Below are 17,548 nucleotides of genomic sequence, written 5' to 3' on the forward strand. Positions count from 1 at the left end.
GCGCTGATGTGGGAGGCCCGGTCCGTGCCCGGGCGGGCCAACGAGCTGCTGGAATGGGCCCGTTCGCGGGTCCTGGCCCAAGACCCGGTGCGGCGCGAGGTGTTCCGGGCGCCGCAGGACCGGGTGCTCGTGATCACCTGGTGGGACGCGCCGGGAGGGATCGGTTCGGATCTGCCCGAACTGCCGGAACCGGACGCCGACTTGATCACGCGGGCGGTCCACCGCTGGCGGTTCGAATCGGTGGAGTCCGAGGGGCTCGGCGGAAGCTGATCCTCCGCCCCGCGGTCCGAAGTGAAGTCTGCGGCGTGCGGATATGGTCATGCGCATGCCCCGCCGTGACCTGCCGCCGCCGCCCCCTCCCGCGCACCTGCGCGCCTGGCTCGACGAGCACGCCCTACAGGCCGATCGCGCCCGTTTCCTGAGCGAGCTCGGTCGGCGCAGCCTGGGTTTCGGCCGGCTGCTGCTGCTCTGGGCGGTCTCGGCGGTCTTCGCCCTGGGCTGGTCCTTCGTCGGCATGGCGCTGATGGCCATCGAGACGCACGACCCGCTCTCGTACCTCTTCGGCCTCATCTTCGCCGTGGTCGGTGTGGGCGTGCTGATACCGGCCGGGTTCTGGTTCGCCTGGGGCGCCAAGCGGGACCGGCAGGTGCGGCGGCTGCTGTGCGCGTGGGCGGAACTGGACCGGGACCCGCCCACGGACGCCGCCGTACGCGCCCCGGGGCGCAGCCTGACCTGGCTGCTGGCCTCCTTCGCGCTGGGCGCCTTCGGGCTCTGGGTGACCTTCGGTTCGGCGGCCTCGGCCAGGCCCGGCGCGGACACCTACGGCGAGGTCGCCTACACCATGGGCCTCGGCATGATCCTGTGGATCACCGGTCTGCTGGGCCTGGGCAAGGCGGGCGCGCACTACCGGTGGGCGGTGCGCGCCTTCCGCGGCGGCCCGGCCCGGGGCGTGGCCTAGAGGTCCCGCCGGGTCCGTGGTCGGGTGGTCCAGAGGGGCCGGTCCCGCGGCCGGTCCGTCAGGCGCCGCCGCGCGGCCGGAGCCCTACCGGCGAGCCGATCAGCATCGAGGGCGCCCCGGCCACCCGGGTCAGGAACACGGTCGCGGAGTTCGGCCCCTGCGGCTTCACCTTCCTGCGCAGCTCCTCCGGTTCGATCGCGGAGCCGCGCTTCTTCACGGTCAGGATGCCGACCCCGCGCTCGCGCAGCAGGGCCTTGAGCTTCTTCAGCCCGAAGGGCAGGACGTCGGTGATCTCGTACGAGGTCGCGTACGGGGTCTCGCGCAGCTCGTCGGCGGTGATGTACGCGATGGTCGGGTCGATCAGCCGGCCGTCCAGCTGCTCGGCCACCTCGGCGACGAGGTGGGCCCGGATCACGGCGCCGTCGGGCTCGTAGAGGTAGCGGCCGACGGGCCCGGCCGCGGGGTCGGGCAGCGGCTCGGCGGTCGCCAGCGCGCGCGGGCCGGGCAGCAGGGTCGCGCGGATCTCGCCGGGGGCGGTCCCGAACCACAGGACGGCCTCCTTCACGTCCCCCTGGTCGGAGATCCACTCGGCCGCGGCCTCCGCGGGCACGGCTTCGTGCGGGATCCCGGGTGCGATCTTGATGGCGGCGACCTTCGCGGCGCGGGCGGTCTCCACGGCCCACGACAGCGGCGGGGAGTAGGACTCCGGGTCGAAGATCCGGCCGCGTCCTCCCCGGCGGGCCGGGTCGATGAAGACGGCGTCGTACCCGGCGGTGTCGACCTCCGTCACATCCGCCTCCCGGACCTCGATCAGGTCCGCCAGCCCCAGCGCCGCGGCGTTGGCGCGCGCGACGGCGACGGTGAGCGGGTCGTGGTCCACCGCCAGTACGCGGATGCCGAGCCGGGCCAGGGCCAGGGCGTCGCCGCCGATGCCGCAGCACAGGTCCGCGAGGCTCCGTACGCCCAGGGCGGCGAGCCGCTCGGCGCGGTAGGAGGCCACCGACGCGCGGGTGGCCATCTCGCCGCCGCCGGGGGTGAAGTACATCCGGTGGGCGTCCTCGGCCCCGAACTTCGCCACCGCGCGCTGCCGCAGCCGGGCCTGGCCCAGGGCGGCGGAGACCAGTGCGGCGGGGTGCTCGCGGCGCAGCCGGGTGGCGTGGGCGAGCTCCTGGGCGGGGTCGTAGTCCCGGAGCGATGCGAGGAGGGCGTGGCCCTCGGGGGTGAGGAGCGCGGCGAAGTCTTCGGGGGTCACGGGGTCCATTGTCGGCCACGGTGGGCCACTCGGAGGAAGGTCGGATTTCGATCGCGGTGTCGGGCGGGGGCCCGGGCGTGCGGGATGTAAGGATCCCCAACTATGCAGCTAGTCCGACAAAAGGAACATAAGACGCTACAGGGTCACCGGATCGCGGCAGTCACGCGAGGCCGGTCGGGAACGGCCGCGATGGCCGCACTGCTCGTCGCCGCACTGGGCACGGGCTGCGGAGCCGGCGGTTCCGAAGTGCCGGACAAGGCCGCCAGGGCGAAGGCCGCCGCGGGCGCCGAGCCGGCCGGCGCGGCCGGGGCGCTCGGCGGCTACGCCGAGAAGCTGAAGGCCGCCCAGCAGGCGAGGGCCGTCGCGGCGAAGAAGTGGAAGCTGGCCAAACCGCCGCTCATGGCTCCGGCGGCGCCCAAGAAGAAGCCGGAGATCACCACGCGCGAGGGCTTCGAGGTCGAGGGTGGCGACGAACTGCCACCCGTCTTCACCACCGTCCCCACGGAGGAGAAGGTCGTCTTCCTGACGATCGACGACGGCGCCGAGAAGGACCCCGAGTTCCTGAAGATGATGCAGGAGCTGAAGCTCCCGTACACCGCCTTCCTGAGCGACTACCTGGTGCGGGACAACTACCCGTATTTTAAGGAGATGCAGGCGGCGGGCGTCACGCTCAACAATCACACGCTCAACCACCGCTACATGCCGGCGCTCTCCTACGAGAAGCAGCGCGAGGAGATCTGCGGACAGCAGGACACGATCGAGAAGCGGTTCGGCAAACGGCCGAAGCTGTTCCGCCCGCCCTACGGGAACTACAACGAGGACACGCTGCGCGCGGCCAAGTCCTGTGGGGTCAAGGCCGTTCCGCTGTGGAACGAGGAGGCCTTCCCGAACCGCATGGACTGGCGTGAATGGGACCGGGACCTGCATCCCGGTGACATCATCCTCACGCACTTCCGGGGCAAGGAAGACTGGAAGGGCAGCATGACTGACATGATCCGTCATGTCATGAAGACCGTCACGGACAAGGGGTATGCCGTGGCCCGCTTGGAGGACTACTTGTGAGGTACGCGCGCCGGCTGGTGGCCGGGACGCTGATGGCCGGCGCGCTCGCGCTGTCCCTGACGGGGTGCGGGGGCAGTGCGGATCCCACGGAACGACTGGGTCGCAGGGCGACGGAGACCGATGCGTCTGCGTCGCCCTCCGGAGCGGCCTCCCCTTCCGCCTCCGCGACGGGGGCGGGACAGGCCGGGGCCGAGGCGTACCGGAAGTGGGGCCTGAGCGGCCCCCTCCAGTACGCGCCCAAGCCGGCGGTCAAACCCCTGATCCCGCCGGCGAAGCCGGACCGGGTCCAGGTCGTCGACCGAATACCCGTCCCGGCGGACGACAAGGTCGTCTTCCTGACGTTCGACGACGGCGCCGAGAAGAACCCCGAGTTCCTGAAGATGGCCGCCGATCTGAAGCTGCCGATCAGCATGTTCCTCACGGACAACATCGCCTCTTCGGACTACGGCCACTTCGAGAAGCTCCGCGACAACGGCTCCGGCAGCACGATAAACAACCACACCCTGACGCACCCGAATCTGCGGACCCTGTCCTTCGAGGGACAGAAGAAGGAGATATGCGGGCAGCAGGAACGCCTGGAGAAACGATTCGGCACCCGGCCGACGCGATTTCGCCCGCCGTACGGCAACTACAACGACGACACCCTGCGGGCCGCGCACGAGTGCGGGATATCGCAGCTGCTCCTGTGGCGCGTGTCGATGCAGATCAACAACTTCCAGTACGCCGAAGGCTCCGCCCTCAAACCGGGCGACATCGTCCTGGCCCACTTCCGGGGCCCCGCGGAGCTCAAGGGCGCGACGGAGATACAGATGACGACCCGGATGCTCCAGCGGATACAGGAGCAGGGCTACCGGATCGGGCGGCTGGAGGACTACCTGTAGGGCGGGGCGTTGCGGGGATCCGGCCCGGCCGCGACCACCGGCGTGATCGTCGTCTCCACCGGGCCCCGGGCGTCCGCCTCGCGCTGTCTCTCCGTGCTGTCGGAGATGCGCAGCAGCAGGGCGATCATGATCCAGTTGGCCAGGAGGGACGAGCCGCCCGCGGCCAGGAACGGCAGGGCCTTGCCCGTCAGCGGGATCAGCCCCGTGACGCCGCCCGCGACCACGAAGACCTGGAGGGCCAGCGCGGCCGACAGGCCCACCGCCAGCAGCTTGCCGAACGGGTCCCGTGCGCCCAGCGCCATCCGCAGCCCCCGCTGCACGAGGAGCGCGTACAGGACCAGGACGGCCATGACGCCGGCCAGGCCGAGTTCCTCGCCCACCGTCGTCAGGATGAAGTCGCTGCGACCCGCGAACCCGATCAGCTCCGGGTGGCCCATCCCGAGACCCGTGCCCGTGACGCCGCCCGTGCCGAGGCTGAACAGCGCCTGCGCGGACTGGTCGGAGACGACGCCCGGCGGCCGGACCTTCCAGTAGTACGACAGCGGATCCAGCCAGGCGGCCACGCGCCCCTTGACGTGCGGTTCCGTCGAGCCCACGACGAAGGCGCCCGCCGAGGCCAGGACCAGACCGCAGACGATCCAGCTGGTGCGCTCGGTGGCCACGTAGAGCATCACGACGAAGACGCCGAAGAAGATCAGCGAGGTGCCGAGGTCGCGCTCGAAGACCAGCACGAGCAGCGAGACGATCCACACCGTGATGATGGGGCCGAGCTGGCGCATCGGGGGCAGCCGCATGCCCAGGAACTTGCGGCCCGACAGGGCCAGCGCGTCCCGGTGGATCACCAGGTAGCCCGCGAAGAAGACCGCGATCATGATCTTCACGAACTCGCCGGGCTGGAGCGAGAGCCCGCCGATGATGATCCAGCGCTTCGCCCCGTAGGTGTCCGCGCCGAAGAACGCCGGCGCGATCAGGGCCACCAGCGCGACGACCATCGTGATGTAGATGAACCGCTGCAGCAGCCGGTGGTCGCGCAGGATCCCCAGCACCGCGACGCAGGCCGCGACGCCGACCACCGACCACATCAGCTGGCCGGGCGCGTTCGCCACCGCCCCCTTGAACCGCTCGATGTACCCCTGGTCGAGCCGGTGCAGCAGCACCAGCCCCATCCCCGTCAGCAGCAGGGCCAGCGGGAAGATCAGCGGATCCGCGCACGCCGCGAACCGGCGCACGGCCAGGTGCCCCACCAGCGCGAGCAGCGTCATGCTGATCACGAAGCCGGTGAGGCCGGGCGGTAGGGCGTCGTTCATCGCCAGGCCGGCGCTGATGTGGCCGGAAATGGTCACGGCGAGTACGAGGACGAGCAGCAGCGCCTCGGTGCGGCGGCGCGAGCCCGCCGACGTCAGGGGTTTCAGTCCACGCACGGGACGCCGCCGCCGTCGAGGCCGGGGGTTGCGCTGCTGCTCCGGGACGGACCGGGCGCGGAGCCCGCCGGCGCGGGCGTGCCGGCGCCGGGTGAGGAGGGAGCGCCGCCCGGTGCGCCAGGGCCGGCGGTGGACCTGGGCCCTATCTGCTCGGCAATGAGGCGCTTTATCTTCATATCGTCTACGACGTTTATCTCCGTGTCATGGTTCCTTGCGAAGGCCTCGATGGGAAGCGTCACAAACTCCACGTTGCCCCCCGACAGGTTCTTCGCCTGCTTCACGAACGACAGCAGGTCCCACCCCTGATCGGTGACGACATCCTGCTTCGCCGAGTCGATCAACTTGATCAGCTTCACCGGATCGGTGAAGGTGCCGGCCTGGTTCAGCTTGTACGTCGCACCCGCCAGGAAGGCCTGCTGCCGCTTCGTCCGGTCCAGGTCCCCGTTGGTCAGTCCGTGCCGCTGCCGTACGAAGGCCAGCGACTGCTGCCCGTTGAGTGTCTGGCGCCCCGCCGGGAAGTCGGCGCCCGAGTAGCTGTCCTTCACCGGCTTCCTCAAGCACACCGGTACACCGTCCAGTGCGTCCGCCAGGTGATAGAAACCGGCCAGGTTCAGCTCGGCGAAATGGTCGATCGGGACGCCCAGGAAGGCGCGCACCGTGTCGAGCTCCGCCCTGCGCCCGGCCTCGCGCCCCGCCGTCTCCAGCTGCCGCCGGTCCTTGACCCCCTGGGCGGAGAGCTGCTCCTCGGCCTTGGCCTTCGCCCGCCCGTACGCCTCCTTGATCTTGGCCTTGCCGGTGAACCCGGGTACGCCGCGCAGCTCGACGAAGTCGTCGCGCGGCACCGAGAACGCCTTCGCCCGCCCGCCGTCGGCGGGTACGTGGAGCAGGATCAGGGTGTTGGTGTTGTAGCCGCCGATGTCCGAGCTGCCCGCGTGCAGTTTGTCGAGGACTGCCTGCGGCAGTGGCTCGCCGTTCTGGTCCCGGCGGCTGTCCAGGCCCATCAGCAGGATGTTCGTGTCGCCGTGCTTCGACTTCTCGGCGCCCTCCAGCGCCCTGGAGCTGCCGATGCTGGAGGCGAGGTCGTCGTACAGGTACCAGGCGGTCGCGCCCGCGAGCACCACCAGGGCGCAGCCGGTCGCCAGCAGGGTGCGGGTGAGACGGGTCCGGCGCGAGTGCCTGCCGCGGCGGGACGCGGGGTCCTGGGGCTGCGGGTCCTGGGGCTTCCTGCGGTGCGCGCTCATGCCTGTCGATGCTGGGGGAGCGGGGCTGAAGGAATCCTGAGGGTCCTGAAACGGCCTTCAGGTACGCGCCGGCGCGGCTGACGGGGGCGGGGCCGAAGGCGGTACGCGCAGCACCAGGCGGGTGCCCCCGGCGGGCGCGGGGAGCGCGTGGACGTCACCGCCGTGCGCCCGCGCGATCTCCCGGGCGATGGCAAGGCCCAGGCCGGTGCCGCCGCTGGCCCGGCCGCGGTCCGCGTCCAGGCGCACGAACCGCTCGAAGACCCGGTCCCGGTCCGCCTCCGCGATGCCCGGCCCGTCGTCCGCGACCTCCAGCAGCGCCCAGCCGTCCTCGGCCGCGGCCCGGACCACGACCCCGGTACGGGCGTACCGCAGGGCGTTGTCCACCAGGTTGGCCAGCGCCCGCTCCAGCCGCGCCGGATCCCCGGAGGCCGGTACGGGGGCCCGCGCGTCCAGCTGCAGCCGGGCCCCGCGCTCCGGGCGCCGCGCCACGTCCTCGGCGGCCAGCAGTGCGAGGTCCACCGGCTCGGCGCGCGGCGCGGGTCCGCCGTCCAGCCGGGCCAGCAGCAGCAGGTCGGCCGCGATCCCCTGCAGCCGCTCGGTATCGGCCAGCGCGGCCGCCACCGACTCCCGGTCGGGATCCCGCAGCGCCACCTCCAGCCGGGACCGGACCGCCGCGAGGGGGTTGCGCAGCTCGTGCGAGGCGTCGGCGGTGAACTGCCGCTGCCGGGCGTCGCTGCGCTCCAGCCGGTCGAGGGTGTCGTTGACGGTCCGGGCCAGCCGCGCGATCTCGTCCGCGCCGCCCGGGTCCGGAACCCGCCGGCCCAGCTCGCTCGCGGTGACCGAGGCCAGCTCCGTGCGGATCGCCGTGACCGGGCGCAGCGCGTGCCCCGTCACCCACCAGGCCAGGGCCGCCGAGAAGACGGTCAGCGGGGGCGCGCCGGCCAGCAGACCCAGTGCGACCGCCCGGCTGGCGTCGTCCACGTCACCGAGCACGGTCGCGGCATAGATGGTGTGCGGGGCGTGCGCCCCCAGCGGTCCCGGTGCCCGCACGGCGACCAGCACGCGCCGCTGCGCGCCGGGGCGCACGGGCGGCAGGACGGCCGAACGGGAGTCGGAGCCGGGCGCGGGAGGCACCTCGGTGAGCTCGGGGGCGTCCTTCAGGTTCCCGCTGGTGGCCACGACGGCGCCGGCCGCGTTCCGTACGAGGACCAGGTCCACCCCGCCCTCGGGCGCGCCCAGCCGGCCGTCCGCCGGGAGGGTCGCGGCGTCGACCTGGGCGGCGACCTTGCGGGCGGCGAGCTCGGTGCGGCCGGTGGTGTTCTCGATGAGGTTGGCGCGCAGCAGGGTGTAGAGCCACAGCCCGCCCGCGGCGAGGACGGCGGCCATCGCCAGGGCGGCCGCCGCGGCGGCGCGCGCCCGCAGGCTGCCGAGCCGCCGGATCCGCGGCCGGGTCCGCGGCCGGGTCCGGGTCCGGGTCCTATCCACCGTCGGGGGCCATCCGGTAGCCGGTGCCGTGCACGGTGAGGATCGAGCGGCGGCCGAAGGGGGCGTCGATCTTCCGGCGGAGCGAGGAGACGTAGACCTCGACGATGTTCGGGTCGATGCCGTGCGGGGTGTCCCAGACCTCGTCGAGGATGTCCTGCTTGGCGACGGCCCGGCCGGGCTGCTCCATCAGGCAGGCCAGGACCCCGAGCTCGCGGGCCGTCAGCTCGATCTCGCGCGGACCCCGGCGGCAGCGGCGGCCGCGGGGATCCAGGAAGAGGTCGCCGGCCTGCAGCACGCTGGGCCGTTGCGGGGCGCCGAGGGCGGTGCGGCGGGCGAGGGCGCGCAGCCGGGCTGCGAGGACGACGAAGGAGAACGGTTTCGTCAGGTAGTCGTCGGCGCCGGAGTCCAGGCCCTCGGCCTCGTCGTACTCGCCGTCCTTGGCGGTCAGCATCAGCACGGGGGTGGTGACCCCGTGGGCCCGCATCCGCCCGCAGATCTCGTAGCCCGACAGGCCCGGGAGCATCAGGTCGAGGAGGACGACCTCGTACGGGCCCCCGGTGAGGGCGAGGTCCAGGCCGCGGTGGCCGTCGTGCGCGAGGTCGATCCAGTGGCCGTCGGCGGAGAGGCCACGCCGCAGTGACTCGGCGAGGCCCACTTCGTCTTCGACGACCAGGATGCGCATGCCCCAACCCTCACATACCGGACCCCTTTCCCTGGGCCCGGGGGCGGGCCCCGGCCGCCGCCGTCGGGGCGAGGCCGCAGGGGACGTGCCCGGCGGGCAGTCGCGCGTCCGGCGGCCCCGGGCGCGTGCCCGGCCCGGCCCTGCGGGGCTTTCCCCCACCCGTCCCCCCGGATTCCGTCCGGTGGGACCCCGGTTCGCCCGTTCCCCCGGCTCCGCCCCGGACCCCGCTCCTCAAAGGCCGGAGGCGCTGGATTTCCGAGCTGGTCACGTGCGGGCTGACGTCAGCCGCAGCAGGCCCCGCCGGCGATCGGGGCGCGGGCAGTCCCGGGGCCGACCCACGGGAGCGGCGCGGATCCCGGCGGTGGCCGGGGGAGGTCGGGATAGGTCGGGGCGGAGTCCCGGGGCGGGTTTCCAGGGCGCCCCGGGCGCTCTGGCGGGGCGAAACCAGCGGCGTGTATTGGCACTCCGCTTGACCGAGTGCTAATCCCCGGAATAGTCTCGCGTCTGGCACTCGCCCCTGGTGAGTGCCAACACAGCGACAGGCAGATCCGGCACCCGCGACGACGGATCGACCTGGTCGCCACCTCAGACAGTTAACCCCGGATCTCCGAAGGGGGAGGTCGGATCGTGACGACCACCAGCTCCAAGGTTGCCATCAAGCCGCTCGAGGACCGCATTGTGGTCCAGCCGCTCGACGCCGAGCAGACCACGGCCTCTGGCCTGGTCATCCCGGACACCGCGAAGGAGAAGCCCCAGGAGGGCGTCGTCCTCGCGGTTGGCCCGGGTCGCTTCGAGGACGGCCAGCGTCTCCCGCTGGACGTCACCGTCGGCGACGTCGTCCTGTACTCCAAGTACGGCGGCACCGAAGTGAAGTACAACGGCGAGGAGTACCTCGTCCTCTCGGCCCGCGACGTGCTCGCGATCGTCGAGAAGTAATCACTTCTCCAGTTTTGCTTTGAGCTACGCCCCTGGTCACCCCTGCTGATGCCGGGCGGCGAGGGGCGTAGTTCGTTCTGGTTAGGCGGTCGCGGTGAGCGGCCGGGGATCGCAACGAGAGGGCTGAACCGCTCCCATGCCGAAGATTCTTAAGTTTGACGAGGACGCCCGTCGCGCCCTCGAGCGCGGCGTCAACAAGCTTGCCGACACGGTCAAGGTGACGATCGGCCCCAAGGGCCGCAACGTCGTCATCGACAAGAAGTTCGGCGCTCCCACCATCACGAACGACGGTGTCACCATCGCCCGTGAGGTCGAGCTGGACGACCCGTACGAGAACCTTGGCGCGCAGCTCGTCAAGGAGGTCGCGACCAAGACCAACGACGTCGCGGGTGACGGCACCACCACCGCCACCGTCCTGGCCCAGGCACTGGTCCGCGAGGGTCTGCGCAACGTCGCCGCGGGTGCTTCCCCGGCCGCCCTGAAGAAGGGCATCGACGCCGCGGTCAAGGCCGTGTCTGAGGAGCTCCTCGCGACCGCCCGCCCGATCGAGGACAAGTCCGACATCGCCGCCGTGGCCGCGCTCTCCGCGCAGGACCAGCAGGTCGGTGACCTCATCGCCGAGGCGATGGACAAGGTCGGCAAGGACGGTGTCATCACCGTCGAGGAGTCCAACGCCTTCGGCCTGGAGCTCGAGTTCACCGAGGGCATGGCCTTCGACAAGGGCTACCTGTCCCCGTACATGGTCTCCGACCAGGAGCGTATGGAGGCCATCCTCGATGACCCGTACATCCTGATCAACCAGGGCAAGATCTCCTCCATCCAGGACCTCCTGCCGCTGCTCGAGAAGGTCATCCAGGCCGGCGCCTCCAAGCCCCTGCTGATCATCGCCGAGGACGTCGAGGGCGAGGCGCTCTCCACCCTCGTCGTCAACAAGATCCGTGGCACCTTCAACGCCGTCGCCGTCAAGGCGCCCGGCTTCGGTGACCGCCGCAAGGCGATGCTCCAGGACATGGCCACCCTCACCGGTGCCACCGTCATCGCCGAGGAGGTCGGCCTCAAGCTCGACCAGGCCGGTCTGGACGTACTGGGTTCCGCCCGCCGCGTCACGATCTCCAAGGACAGCACCACCATCGTCGACGGTGGCGGCAGCTCCGACGAGGTCCTCGGCCGCGTCAACCAGATCAAGGCCGAGATCGAGTCGACCGACTCGGACTGGGACCGCGAGAAGCTGCAGGAGCGCCTGGCGAAGCTCGCCGGCGGCGTCTGCGTCATCAAGGTCGGCGCCGCCACCGAGGTGGAGCTCAAGGAGAAGAAGCACCGCCTCGAGGACGCCATCTCGGCGACCCGCGCCGCGGTCGAGGAGGGCATCGTCTCCGGCGGCGGCTCCGCGCTCGTCCACGCCGTGAAGGTGCTGGAAGGCAACCTGGGCCTGTCCGGCGACGAGGCCACCGGTGTCGCGGTCGTGCGCCGCGCCGCGGTCGAGCCGCTGCGCTGGATCGCCGAGAACGCCGGCCTCGAGGGCTACGTCATCACCTCGAAGGTCGCCGAGCTCGAGAAGGGCCAGGGCTTCAACGCCGCCACCGGCGAGTACGGCGACCTGGTCAAGGCCGGCGTCATCGACCCGGTCAAGGTCACCCGCTCCGCGCTGGAGAACGCCGCTTCCATCGCGTCCCTGCTGCTCACGACCGAGACCCTGGTCGTCGAGAAGCCGGCCGACGAGGAGGCCGACGCCGGTCACGGCCACGGTCACGGCCACAGCCACTGACCTCGTCAGTAGCCGTGTAGTCACGTAGTCGAGGAAGGGCCCCGGTCACCGCTGCCAAGCGGTGGTGACCGGGGCCCTTCCCGTTCGGCCCGCGTTCGGCCGTCCCGTTCCGCCCGGCTAGCCGGGCATCATGCCCATCTGGCGCATCAGCCCGGGGGCGTCGTAGTACCACCAGTCCTCGGCGATCTGGCCGTTCTCGATGCGGCTGGTCGTACAGCCCGACATGCTGACTTCCTTGCCGGTCGGCGCGACCCCCATGAACTCGCCCTTGTGGGTGCCCCTCCAGTCCCAGAGCGTGGTGACGCAGTCCCCTTCGGCGATCTGGCGCGTCATGTCGAAGCGGAAGTCGAAGGCGTCCCGCCACATGCCGATGGTCCGGCGCACGCCGTCCCGGCCGTTGCCCTGTTCCCCGCTCTGCATGATGTCGTGGGTGACGAAGTCGGCCGCGATGCACTCGTCGACGACGTCGAAGTTGCCCTTGCTCGCGATCTCGTCGAGCATCCGGTTCACGACGAGCTTGTTGAGGTACTCGTCGCGGACCACGTCGAGGTTCATGAACTTGGGCATGCCGTCGCAGAGGGCCACCATCTCCTGGAACATCCGGTCCGTCTCCGGGAGATGAGAGTTCCTCATGGCCTCCTCGTACGAGGGGAATTCCACGAGGTCCACGTAGTGGGACTGCGAGTCGCGGTCCCTTCCGATGAGGGTGTGGGTGACCGTGCGCTTGCCCGCGGTCTGCTCGGCGTAGCGGTCGATGAGGGCGTTCATCTCGTCGAACCGCTTCGTCTCGTAGTCGATTACTTGTACGAATGTCATCGAGTCGCCTCCCGTGCTGGATGGGACACATCCAGTCTAGGGAGAATTCGCCCATATGCCGTGTTTGCTCATGGGCTGCGGCGCCTCCGGCTCACTGGGGTCCGTACTTGCGCCCCGTACGCGAGGAGACCCCGCCCAGCAGTCCGCGCGGGGTCAGCTTCACCACGCCCATCAGCGCCTTGTACCGCGGGTCCGGGATCGACACGGTCTTGCCCCGTGCCAGATCGGCCAGGGCCGCCGCCACCAGCTTGTCGGCGTCGAGCCACATCCAGCCGGGGATGTTGTCCGTGCCCATGCCGGCGCGCTCGTGGAACTCGGTGCGCACGAATCCCGGGCACAGTGCCATCAGCCGGACGCCCGAGCCGGCCAGGTCCTTGGCCGCTCCCTGGGTGAACTGCACGACCCAGGCCTTGCTCGCCCCGTAGGTGCCGCGCGGTACGAAGGCGGCCACCGAGGCCACGTTGATCACGCCGCCGCGCCCGCGCGAGCGCATCGGCTCCGCCGCCGCCGAGGTCAGTCGCAGCACGGCCTCGATGTGGACCTTCAGCATGGTCAGCTCGTCGGCCATGGACACCTCGAGGTAGCGGCCCTTGTTGCCGAAGCCCGCGTTGTTGACCAGCAGGTCCACCGGGTGCTTGCGGTCGCCGAGACGCTTCTCGACCGCCGAGATGCCCTCCTCCGTGGAGAGGTCGGCGGCCAGTGCCTCGGCCTCGATGCCGTGCCGGTCGTGCAGCTCGGTGGCTTGTTCGCCCAGCCGCTTGGTGTCCCGGGCCACCAGGACGAGATTGTGCCCCTGGGCGGCGAGCCGCCGGGCGAAGGCGGCGCCGATGCCCGCCGTGGATCCCGTAATCAACGCAGTCGTCATAGGCGCAACCTAGTCGCCCCGCTTCCCGTACTTCTCCACGTGGGCCAGCGCCTTGTCCCGTGCCTTCGGCTCCAGCGCGTCACCGGCCGCCAGCGTGCGCGGCAGCAGCTCCCGCTCGGTGGTGAAGGCGCGGAACCAGAACCCGACCGTGACCTCGTGGTCCGGGCGGTGCACGACCTCGATGGTGTCGCCGGGGGAGACCGAACCCTCCTGGACGACCCGCAGGTAGGCGCCCGGCCGGGCCTCCTGGGTGAACCGCTTGACCCAGCCCTTCTCGTCGAGCGCCCCCTGGAAGGTCCGGCACGGGATGCGGGCCGAGGCCACTTCCAGCACCAGTTCGGGGCCGACCCGCCAGCGCTCGCCGAGCAGGGCGCCGTTCACGTCGACGCCGGAGGTGGTGAAGTTCTCGCCGAAGATCCCGCCGGGCAGTTCGCGGTCCAGCTCGCGCTCCCACCACTCCAGGTCCTCGCGGGCGTACGCGTACACGGCCTGGTGGTCGCCGCCGTGATGGCGCAGGTCGCAGACTTCGTCACCCTCGAGCCCGCTGGCCCCGATCCCCTTGGGCCCCGGTGCGAAGACCCGTACGGGGCCGGGGACCGGGACCTTGCCGTGGCCCGTCAGCCCGGCCTCGGAGTCGGTGTAGTCGACGGCCGTCGCGCGGCCGCGGTTCACGGAGATCAGATGCATGGCGCCACGCTAGCCGGAACGGCCTCAAAGCGGCTCCGGGTTATTCGCGTCAGGATCAAAGTGGGCCTTATAGTCGAAGGGTGATCGAGGCACGTCATCTCCGAGTTCTGCGCGCTGTCGCCGGAACCGGGTCCTTCTCCGCCGCCGCCCGCGAGCTCGGCTGCACGCAGCCGGCCGTCTCCCAGCAGATGAAGGCGCTGGAGCAGACCGCCGGCACTCCACTGCTCATCCGCACCGGGCGCGAGATGCGCCTCACCCAGGCCGGTGAGGCGCTGGTCCGGCATGCCGCCGGGATCCTCGCCGGGCTGACCGCCGCGGAGGAGGAAGTGGCGGCCATCGCGGGGCTGCGGGCCGGCCGGGTCCGGCTCGTCTCGTTCCCCAGCGGTAGTTCCACGCTGGTGCCGACCGCGCTCGCCGCCATGCGCGCCGAGCATCCCGGGACGCGGATCTCGCTCGTCGAGGCCGAGCCGCCGCGCTCGGTGGAGATGCTGCGCGAGGGTGACTGCGACCTCGCGCTGGCCTTCCGCTACGGCGGCGCCGCCGGATCGGCGGGCGAGTGGGAGGACCTCGTGGTCCGGCCACTGCTGACCGACCGGCTCGTCGGGCTGGTGCCCGAGGGGCACCGGCTGGCGGGCGCGGAGCGGGTGGGCATGGCGGAGCTCGCCGACGAGCCCTGGATCGCGGGCTGTCCGCGCTGCCGCCGCCACCTGGTGGAGGTCTGCGAGGGCGTCGGCTTCACGCCGCGCATCGACTTCGCCACCGACGACTACCCGGCCGTGGTCGGCCTGGTCGGGGCGGGGCTCGGCGTCGCGGTGCTGCCGGAGCTCGCGGTGGAGTCCGTACGGGCCAAGGGCGTGAGCACCCTCGTCGTGGAACCGGCCGTCGAGCGGGAGGTCGTGGCGCTGACCCTGCCCGACCTGGCCCGGGTACCGGCCGTGGCCGCGACCCTGACCGAGCTGGAGCGCGCGGCCAGGCGCTGACCCGCGTTCGGGCCCACGTACGGGCCCGCGTACGGGAGCCGCGCGCGGCCCCCCGCCCGGCGGGGCGGGGGGCGCGGCGGTGCGCCTGTGAAGCGAGGAAACGTTCCTTCGGATCTTCGTGAACGGTCGGCCGTGAGCCGACCGCTCAGTGCGGAGCGATCGGACCGATGGCGGTCGTCGCGGGGATCAGGCGATGGCGTGCGCGGCCCATCAGTTCTTCGCGTTCGTCCTCGGTGAGGCCGCCCCACACCCCGTAGGGCTCGCGGACGGCGAGTGCGTGCGCGGCGCATTCAGAACGCACCGGGCATCTCATGCAGACCTCTTTAGCCGAGGCCTCGCGCGCGCTCCTGGCCGCGCCCCGCTCGCCTTCCGGGTGGAAGAAGAGGGAGCTGTCGACCCCACGGCAGGCAGCGAGCAGCTGCCAGTCCCAGAGGTCCGCGTTCGGTCCGGGGAGGCGGGAGAAATCTGCCATTGGTAGTCCTCTTGGTGCCGGTACTGAGGCGGATACGGTCCATGTCTCCACACCTACTGTCGTAGTAGATGTAAATATGACTCATTGGGAATCTAGCCTCAGACATAGGTCAAACGGAAGGAAAGCCGCCAAATAGGGCATAACGCCAGATGGAGGACGCGCTGTGAGTGGCACTCACGTCGTGATCGCTTCCTCACGTAGAGTGCCGAAGGTGTCCGTCCGACCCGTAACTCTTTCGAGTGACCATCGTTGAGAGTGCGAAGGCGGTTGAACCAAGAAGTTCTCGGACAGGTGTCCGGGGGCATCGACCGCACAGGTGACGATACGTACCAGCCTGGAGGCTCAAGGTGACGCGCATCAGCAGCTGCGGAGGGCGGTCATGACATCCGTCCTCGTCTGCGACGACTCCCCGCTTGCCCGAGAGGCGCTCCGCCGCGCGGTTGCCACCGTGCCCGGCGTCGAGCGTGTGACGACGGCTGCCAACGGCGAGGAAGTCCTCCGCCGCTGGGGTGCCGACCGCTCCGACCTGATTCTGATGGATGTACGGATGCCCGGGCTCGGCGGTGTGGAGACGGTTCGCCGGCTGCTCTCGGCCGACCCCGGCGCCCGCATCATCATGCTGACGGTCGCCGAGGACCTGGACGGCGTGGCCCTCGCGGTCGCCGCCGGCGCCCGGGGCTATCTGCACAAGGACGCCTCGCGCGCCGAACTGCGGGCCACGGTCACCCAGGCCCTCGCCGACCCGACCTGGAGGCTGGCCCCGCGCCGGCTCCGCTCGGCCGAGATGGGCGCCGCGCCCACGCTCACCGCGCGCGAGATCCAGGTGCTGGAGGGCATGAGCCACGGCCGGTCCAACGCGGAGATCGGGCGCGAGCTCTTTCTCTCCGAGGACACGGTCAAGACGCACGCCCGCCGGCTGTTCAAGAAGCTCGGCGCTTCCGACCGGGCGCACGCCGTGGCGCTCGGGTTCCGCTGGGGCCTGGTCCGCTGACCGCGCGACCGCCGGCCCTCACCGGCCGGCGGTGCCGCGGGCGGACCGGTCCGCCCGGCCCCCCGGTCCCGGCCGCCCCCCGGAATCCCCCGCGGACCGATCCTTCGCACCCTGGTGCGAACGGTGGATTGACGGGGCACAATCCGGGGGACGTGTCGCTTCGGGCGCGATGCCGCATGCTTGAGGGTGTGGCGCATCCTGGAGATGTCGCCCCGGGGACGATTCGGCCGAGCGGGAGGGGAGGGGCCAGAGCATGAGTTCCGGTGCACCCATCCCGCACAACCCGTCGGCGCATAACGCTTCGACGCACAACACGGGCCGCGGTGCCGCTAATACTCCGGCGCCAAGGCACCATGGATTGATGCGCGACGACGAGGGTCCGGGGTCACCCGCGGCCACAGGTACCACCGGCGCCGCCAGAAGCAGCGGCGACGGGACCGTCGGCGCGCTCGTACGCCGTGCGGTGGAGGGCGACGAGCAGGCCACGCACGATCTGCTCGCCTTCGTGCACCCCCTCGCGATCCGCTACTGCCGCTCCCGGCTCTCGCGGCTTCCGGGTGACGCTCGTCACTTCGTGGAGGACCTGGCGCAGGAGGTCTGCGTCGCCGTCCTGATGGCGCTGCCGCGCTACCGCGACACCGGGCGCCCCTTCGAGGCCTTCGTCTTCGCCATCGCCGCGCACAAGGTCGCCGATCTGCAGCGGGCCGCGATGCGGCATCCGGGCAGTACCGCCGTGCCCTCCGACGAGATGCCGGAACGACCCGACGACTCCCTCGGTCCGGAGGAGCGGGCGCTGCTGAGCAGCGACGCCGCCTGGGCCAAGAAGCTGCTGGCGAACCTTCCGGAGAACCAGCGCGAGCTCCTCGTCCTGCGCGTCGCCGTCGGGCTGACCGCCGAGGAGACCGGGCAGATGCTCGGAATGTCCCCCGGGGCGGTGCGCGTGGCCCAGCACCGCGCGCTGAGCAGGCTCCGCGCACTCGCGGAGCAGTAGGCCACCGCCGGGCCTTCCGGGGCTCGGTGCCCGCTTTGTCGGGTTCGAGGGGTTCCGCTCTCG

The 17,548-nt window shown here is 71.3% G+C and carries 18 protein-coding genes; 9 read left to right on the forward strand and 9 right to left on the reverse strand.

The features are described from left to right. The first annotated feature begins 6 nt into the window (after positions 1–6). Positions 7–270 (forward strand): hypothetical protein, encoded by a 264-nt coding sequence (locus OG389_RS23075; protein ID WP_328304002.1) that lies wholly within the window; start codon positions 7–9, stop codon positions 268–270. 55 nt (positions 271–325) lie between these two features. Next, positions 326–958: a hypothetical protein gene (locus OG389_RS23080; protein WP_328300339.1), complete on the forward strand. Its 633-nt coding sequence runs from the start codon at positions 326–328 to the stop codon at positions 956–958. Positions 959–1,016: 58 nt separating this feature from the next. Here OG389_RS23080 and OG389_RS23085 read toward each other — a convergent pair whose 3' ends face one another. Next, a complete protein-coding gene (locus OG389_RS23085) occupies positions 1,017–2,219 on the reverse strand; it encodes a class I SAM-dependent methyltransferase (protein WP_328300340.1) in 1,203 nt (400 codons plus the stop codon). Between the two features lie 180 nt (positions 2,220–2,399). On the opposite strand from OG389_RS23085, the gene OG389_RS23090 reads away from it, so the two are divergent. Next, positions 2,400–3,272: a polysaccharide deacetylase family protein gene (locus OG389_RS23090; RefSeq protein WP_328300341.1), complete on the forward strand. Its 873-nt coding sequence runs from the start codon at positions 2,400–2,402 to the stop codon at positions 3,270–3,272. Between the two features lie 14 nt (positions 3,273–3,286). Continuing rightward, entirely contained in the window at positions 3,287–4,153 is an 867-nt protein-coding gene (locus OG389_RS23095; RefSeq protein ID WP_443059448.1) for a polysaccharide deacetylase family protein, read from the forward strand. Here the strand turns inward: OG389_RS23095 and OG389_RS23100 are convergent. Genes OG389_RS23100 through OG389_RS23115 form a run of 4 tightly spaced genes read right to left on the reverse strand, consistent with a single transcriptional unit; the run spans position 4,144 to position 8,982 of the window. Next, entirely contained in the window at positions 4,144–5,574 is a 1,431-nt protein-coding gene (locus OG389_RS23100; protein WP_328300344.1) for an FtsW/RodA/SpoVE family cell cycle protein, read from the reverse strand. The two genes, OG389_RS23095 and OG389_RS23100, sit on opposite strands and share 10 nt — an antisense overlap. Beyond that, a complete protein-coding gene (locus OG389_RS23105; RefSeq protein WP_328300345.1) occupies positions 5,562–6,815 on the reverse strand; it encodes an LCP family protein in 1,254 nt (417 codons plus the stop codon). The genes OG389_RS23100 and OG389_RS23105 overlap by 13 nt, the downstream gene beginning before the upstream one ends. Positions 6,816–6,872: 57 nt before the next feature. Beyond that, positions 6,873–8,300 carry a sensor histidine kinase gene (locus tag OG389_RS23110; protein WP_328300346.1) on the reverse strand — a complete coding sequence of 476 codons (1,428 nt, stop codon included), beginning with the start codon at positions 8,298–8,300 and terminating at the stop codon, positions 6,873–6,875. Next, positions 8,293–8,982 (reverse strand): response regulator transcription factor, encoded by a 690-nt coding sequence (locus OG389_RS23115; RefSeq protein ID WP_328300347.1) that lies wholly within the window; start codon positions 8,980–8,982, stop codon positions 8,293–8,295. Before OG389_RS23115 ends, OG389_RS23110 begins: the two co-directional genes overlap by 8 nt. 627 nt (positions 8,983–9,609) lie before the next feature. On the opposite strand from OG389_RS23115, the gene groES reads away from it, so the two are divergent. Together groES and groL are read left to right on the forward strand one after the other, a co-directional pair. Beyond that, a complete protein-coding gene (gene groES, locus OG389_RS23120) occupies positions 9,610–9,918 on the forward strand; it encodes a co-chaperone GroES (protein WP_008739621.1) in 309 nt (102 codons plus the stop codon). Between the two features lie 136 nt (positions 9,919–10,054). Next, complete coding sequence (gene groL / locus OG389_RS23125) at positions 10,055–11,683, forward strand: chaperonin GroEL (protein WP_328300348.1); 1,629 nt, start codon at positions 10,055–10,057, stop codon at positions 11,681–11,683. A gap of 117 nt (positions 11,684–11,800) precedes the next feature. Here the strand turns inward: groL and OG389_RS23130 are convergent, their stop codons facing one another. The 3 genes from OG389_RS23130 to OG389_RS23140 form a co-directional block, all read right to left on the reverse strand. Continuing rightward, a complete protein-coding gene (locus tag OG389_RS23130) occupies positions 11,801–12,499 on the reverse strand; it encodes an ester cyclase (protein WP_328300350.1) in 699 nt (232 codons plus the stop codon). 91 nt (positions 12,500–12,590) lie between these two features. Beyond that, on the reverse strand, positions 12,591–13,364 hold the full coding sequence (locus tag OG389_RS23135) for an SDR family NAD(P)-dependent oxidoreductase (RefSeq protein ID WP_328300352.1): 774 nt from the start codon (positions 13,362–13,364) through the stop codon (positions 12,591–12,593). Positions 13,365–13,373: 9 nt separating this feature from the next. Continuing rightward, positions 13,374–14,051, reverse strand: a complete 678-nt coding sequence (locus OG389_RS23140; protein WP_328300354.1) for an MOSC domain-containing protein — start codon at positions 14,049–14,051, stop codon at positions 13,374–13,376. Positions 14,052–14,131: 80 nt separating this feature from the next. Between OG389_RS23140 and OG389_RS23145 the strand changes: the two genes are divergently transcribed. Then, the gene (locus tag OG389_RS23145; RefSeq protein WP_328300356.1) at positions 14,132–15,031 is read left to right on the forward strand and encodes a LysR family transcriptional regulator; all 900 of its coding nucleotides are present in this window, start codon (positions 14,132–14,134) and stop codon (positions 15,029–15,031) included. A gap of 145 nt (positions 15,032–15,176) precedes the next feature. On the opposite strand, the gene OG389_RS23150 is transcribed toward OG389_RS23145, so the two are convergent. Further along, on the reverse strand, positions 15,177–15,503 hold the full coding sequence (locus OG389_RS23150; protein ID WP_112447862.1) for a WhiB family transcriptional regulator: 327 nt from the start codon (positions 15,501–15,503) through the stop codon (positions 15,177–15,179). A 379-nt stretch (positions 15,504–15,882) separates the two neighbouring features. Between OG389_RS23150 and OG389_RS23155 the strand changes: the two genes are divergently transcribed. Together OG389_RS23155 and OG389_RS23160 are read left to right on the forward strand one after the other, a co-directional pair. Next, entirely contained in the window at positions 15,883–16,494 is a 612-nt protein-coding gene (locus OG389_RS23155; protein WP_003948568.1) for a response regulator transcription factor, read from the forward strand. A gap of 361 nt (positions 16,495–16,855) precedes the next feature. After that, entirely contained in the window at positions 16,856–17,485 is a 630-nt protein-coding gene (locus OG389_RS23160; RefSeq protein WP_328300358.1) for a sigma-70 family RNA polymerase sigma factor, read from the forward strand. The last annotated feature ends 63 nt before the right edge of the window (positions 17,486–17,548 follow it).

The organism is Streptomyces sp. NBC_00435, assembly GCF_036014235.1.
GTDB lineage: Bacteria > Actinomycetota > Actinomycetes > Streptomycetales > Streptomycetaceae > Streptomyces.

Excerpts from the sequence above, each read along its gene's own strand:
- OG389_RS23075 (WP_328304002.1), top strand. The coding sequence starts at position 7 with ATGTGGGAGGCCCGGTCCGTGCCCGGGCGGGCCAACGAGCTGCTGGAA.
- OG389_RS23090 (WP_328300341.1), top strand. The coding sequence starts at position 2,400 with ATGGCCGCACTGCTCGTCGCCGCACTGGGCACGGGCTGCGGAGCCGGC.
- groL (WP_328300348.1), top strand. The coding sequence starts at position 10,055 with ATGCCGAAGATTCTTAAGTTTGACGAGGACGCCCGTCGCGCCCTCGAG.
- OG389_RS23135 (WP_328300352.1), bottom strand. The coding sequence starts at position 13,364 with ATGACGACTGCGTTGATTACGGGATCCACGGCGGGCATCGGCGCCGCC.
- OG389_RS23105 (WP_328300345.1), bottom strand. The coding sequence starts at position 6,815 with ATGAGCGCGCACCGCAGGAAGCCCCAGGACCCGCAGCCCCAGGACCCC.
- OG389_RS23160 (WP_328300358.1), top strand. The coding sequence starts at position 16,856 with ATGCGCGACGACGAGGGTCCGGGGTCACCCGCGGCCACAGGTACCACC.
- OG389_RS23080 (WP_328300339.1), top strand. The coding sequence starts at position 326 with ATGCCCCGCCGTGACCTGCCGCCGCCGCCCCCTCCCGCGCACCTGCGC.
- OG389_RS23140 (WP_328300354.1), bottom strand. The coding sequence starts at position 14,051 with ATGCATCTGATCTCCGTGAACCGCGGCCGCGCGACGGCCGTCGACTAC.
- OG389_RS23155 (WP_003948568.1), top strand. The coding sequence starts at position 15,883 with ATGACATCCGTCCTCGTCTGCGACGACTCCCCGCTTGCCCGAGAGGCG.
- OG389_RS23150 (WP_112447862.1), bottom strand. The coding sequence starts at position 15,503 with ATGGCAGATTTCTCCCGCCTCCCCGGACCGAACGCGGACCTCTGGGAC.
- OG389_RS23115 (WP_328300347.1), bottom strand. The coding sequence starts at position 8,982 with ATGCGCATCCTGGTCGTCGAAGACGAAGTGGGCCTCGCCGAGTCACTG.
- OG389_RS23085 (WP_328300340.1), bottom strand. The coding sequence starts at position 2,219 with ATGGACCCCGTGACCCCCGAAGACTTCGCCGCGCTCCTCACCCCCGAG.
- OG389_RS23130 (WP_328300350.1), bottom strand. The coding sequence starts at position 12,499 with ATGACATTCGTACAAGTAATCGACTACGAGACGAAGCGGTTCGACGAG.